Annotated in this window: 2 protein-coding genes and 1 pseudogene; all 3 read right to left on the bottom strand. The window is 63.4% G+C overall.

Annotation, left to right across the window (positions count from 1 at the left end; genetic code table 11):
* Positions 1-1774: 1774 nt before the first annotated feature.
* Positions 1775-2251: a hypothetical protein gene (locus tag F8271_RS30535; RefSeq protein ID WP_151493257.1), complete on the bottom strand. Its 477-nt coding sequence runs from the start codon at positions 2249-2251 to the stop codon at positions 1775-1777.
* A gap of 28 nt (positions 2252-2279) precedes the next feature.
* Complete coding sequence (locus tag F8271_RS30530) at positions 2280-2852, bottom strand: AAA family ATPase (RefSeq protein ID WP_151493256.1); 573 nt, start codon at positions 2850-2852, stop codon at positions 2280-2282.
* 86 nt (positions 2853-2938) lie between these two features.
* A pseudogene (locus tag F8271_RS32730) lies at positions 2939-3557 on the bottom strand (hypothetical protein); the annotation flags it as partial.

Here is a 3557-nt window from a genome sequence, read left to right as displayed (position 1 = left end):
TGCTCCGCCTGGCCGGCGTCGCATCCATCGCGCCAGCCCTACGAAAGAACAGCCGAAACCCGCGCCGATCCCTACAACTACCAGGAATCACCTAGAACGGACATATCTCTACCTTGCGAACGCCCTGCACACCCCCCCAGCCAACGATAGAAGATCGACTTAGGGAGTGGGCCGGCTTGACCCATTGAACTTTTGGACCCCTGGCGCGCGGAAGGTGCGAGGGGCGGCTGCGATACAGAGTCGGTAAACGATGATTTGGAGAATTGCTATGGACAGCCAGCATCCAGGCCCCCCCTTGCGCAGTCCCGCTCGGACGGTCGAGAATCCCCATAACGGGCCACAGCACCTGGATATGAGCAACGACGACGACTGGGGCTATCGGGACAAAAATAGTCAAGGCATGGCCAGAGTTACGTGAACTTGACGAAAAGTCGGCCTCGATGTGGATCATGCGAACTGTCGCCCCAGCCGAGGACATTTCGGTGGTCGCGCAGGCGATTATTGCGTCGGCCCGAGAAAAGCAAGCAGAGGCGTTGCTCTCGGAAATCAAAGACGCGGCCCATGAAGTGAGCGCCAAATACGAACACGTGCCAGCATCGCAATCACTGCGTTCGCTTGCAGAAACGCTCGACAGAAACGAAAGGAACGAAAGGAACGAAAGGATAGATCGGTGGCGGAGAGACGTTGCCACTGCCGCAGCATCGAACAGCACGGAGGGTCTGGTTGGCGCGCAGAGAGGGCCCCGCGCAGCAGTGCCCACCACGACCCAGAGTTGTACGGCCAACGCAACGTTGATACCAGCTCCTCATCCTGACCCCAGGGCTCCGGCACGGTAGCGATATCCCACCGTGTGTTCAGACTCTCCAGGCCGATGATCCAGTGTGGACCACCACGCCCGCAGCAGTCGAACCTCTCCAGTTACGTTCAAGCTGAACAGGTATCCTCCATGGGGGATAGAAGATGGAGAATTGAATTGTCATCACTGCCAGGTAGTTCTGACAGATCACGCCCCGTTGGGGGGTCACTTTCCATCAACACTGACAGCGTTTCAAGAGCAGCGGCGTTGAGAGGAATGCCATCGCAAACGCCCTCGAGTGCCCCGCTCCCAACCGCATCGTTGGAGCAATCCGCTTTGGCCGACCTGATCGACCAGCGAGACGCGCGTTTCGGTCACCGAGAAGCACCAGGTGCCCCTTACTTCGTTAGCCACAGGCGAGAACCAGCAATATCCCTGCCGAGAAGCGCGGTTGATCAGATCCCCAGTGAGGAAGAAAGGGCACCATCTCCGGCGCATACTACTGGAATCCCATCTCCGGACAGGCAGTCTCCGACGCCTTCGCTAAGGGGTCACGAGCCGTATAGGGGGAAGGGAGCCGATTGGTCTGATGATGAGGACCATTCAATCTCTTCGTCCCCAGTTTCTTTCCGGCCTGCAGCTAGTAGTTCTAGTTCACCCAGAGCAGTGCGCCGTGCGCTCCATAAACTGGCCCGGGTGGCGAAATTAGAGAGTTCTACCATATCCGTAGAACATAGCTCGGCCCGGGCTAGGAGCAATAAAGAATCAATGGGCGTCTCCGCCATGGGGCAGGTACCGGGCGGTCGAGCAAGAACCAGAACGCAGTGAACCATTCCGTGCAACGGCTTGGTTCCGGTCCGTAGGCATCCAGAAGTGTGACCCGACGCGGTAGGCGGGCCTCAGCGTGGGGCCACTACGGACGGGCCACGACAGAGCCCCGGACCAGAATCAGTCCGGGGCTCTGTCGTGCGGAACTGCTCAGTAGGCGCGGGCCGCGCGGGCGGCAGCGGACTCGGCAACCACGTTGGGACTTGGCGGTGGCGCGGCGGTGTCGCCGTGGGAGGTGGCCCACCAGCGGGCGATGTCGGTGAGCTGCTCGGTAGCCGAGATTCGGGCTGGGGTGTAGCTGAGTTCGCCGGTGGCCAGGTGTCGCTGGAGGTAGCACTGACCCAACGCGGTGTTGACGCGGGCGACGGTCCCTGGCCGGTATCGGTCGTGCCAGTCCATGACGGACTCGGCCGAGGCGCGGGGACCCTGGTACGCCGAGATCCACGCTTCTCGCAGCGCGAGCAGCTCGGTCACGACGTCGGGGTGCCAGAGCCAGCAGTCGGCAAGGTCAGCGCCGTTGTACCGAACGTAGATCGTCGTGAGCCACGCGGCCAGTTCGCCGAGCGGCCTCGTCGACTGGCAGGGTGAGGTAATCGAACTGTCGTGAGTTCGCAGCTCGGCTGGCATCGAGGTAACTGTGAGTGGTATCCGCTCTCTACTTCACTTGTGGGCTCGGCGGACGGGCAGTGCTCAGGTGCTCGTGAATGAAGGCCAGCCGGGAGGCCGGATCGGTCTCCGGAAGTTTGATCAGTTCGTAGCCGTGCCGGGTGTAGGCAGTGACCATGGCGTCGTGGGTGCGGACAGCCTCATCGAAGTCCTGCTGGCGTTCGCTGTCGGTGGCGTAGATGTGTGGCCAGGGCGGGGCGATGAAGACGTGATTGTGATAGCGGAACAGGTCGGCGGCGGCGGAGACGTGCCGGGGAACGGGACGGTCGAGCAGGAGGTAGTAGCCGACGAGGTCGGGTATGCCCCGATCAAAGAACACGGTGCTGTCATGGTGGGCGGCTAGGCGGTAGGACCGCATTTCCCAGGCCAACATGATCTCTGCGAACAGGAGCTGGTTCGCGGTGTGCAGTGCGCTCCCGCCGATGGTGGTCTGGTCGCGGATGATCTGCCGGCCGGCCTCGTCGACGCAGGTGAACCCCTGCTGCCGGAGGCCATGGATCAGGGTGGTCTTTCCTGCTCCGGGCCCTCCGGTGATGACGATGAACGTGCCGGTGGGATGCATGGCTACTCCTTTTGGTAGTTGCCGGGGCTGTCGGACAGAGATGTGGGTGACCGGCCGCCTGGTCGTCATGTCCGGCGCGGTTGCAGTCATGGGGCGTTGCGGGTGGGGCTGTAGCGGTTCCAGGTGCCGCCGGCGGCGGCGTGGTGCCGTTGGGTGGTGTGGTGGTGGAAGCCGAGGGCTTGGGCGACGACTGGTGCCGGTGCTTGGAGTACGAGCTGGCGAAGTGCGGCGAGGCGGCCAGCGATGGTGGGGACGCCGAGGTCCCGGATGAGCGGGGCGATCGTGTCGAGGGTGAGGGGCTGGCCGGCTCGGCGTCCGGGGAACAGCCAGCGGGCGTCGCGGTTGGTGGCGGTGCGCATATTGGTGCGCTGGTCGGCCAGGGCCAGCAGCAGCTCGGCGACCGGTTCAGGGACCGGCGTCGGCGGGTCGCCCAGGCGTAGAAGGACGTCGGGTCCGGTGGTGTCGATGTCGTCGATGGTCAGACGCAGGATGCGGCCGAGGGGCTGGGCGTAGAGCAGAAGGAGGATCGCGGCGACACGGGTGCGCAGGGCGCCGGTGTCGTCAGTGATCAGCTTGCGCAGTAGCGCGAGACGGCGGTGCTGGGTGATCGGGGTCTGCTGGCCAGGACGGTGCGGAGGTATTCGCAGCCTCGGCATGAGCCTGGCGCGGTTGGCCCAGGCCAGGAATGGTTTGAGGAGTTGGCGC

The sequence above is a fragment of the Micromonospora sp. ALFpr18c genome, assembly GCF_008868155.1.
Taxonomy (GTDB): domain Bacteria; phylum Actinomycetota; class Actinomycetes; order Mycobacteriales; family Micromonosporaceae; genus Micromonospora.
This window is presented reverse-complemented; position numbering and strand designations above follow the sequence as displayed.

Excerpts from the sequence above, each read along its gene's own strand:
- F8271_RS30535 (WP_151493257.1), bottom strand. The coding sequence starts at position 2,251 with ATGCCAGCCGAGCTGCGAACTCACGACAGTTCGATTACCTCACCCTGC.
- F8271_RS30530 (WP_151493256.1), bottom strand. The coding sequence starts at position 2,852 with ATGCATCCCACCGGCACGTTCATCGTCATCACCGGAGGGCCCGGAGCA.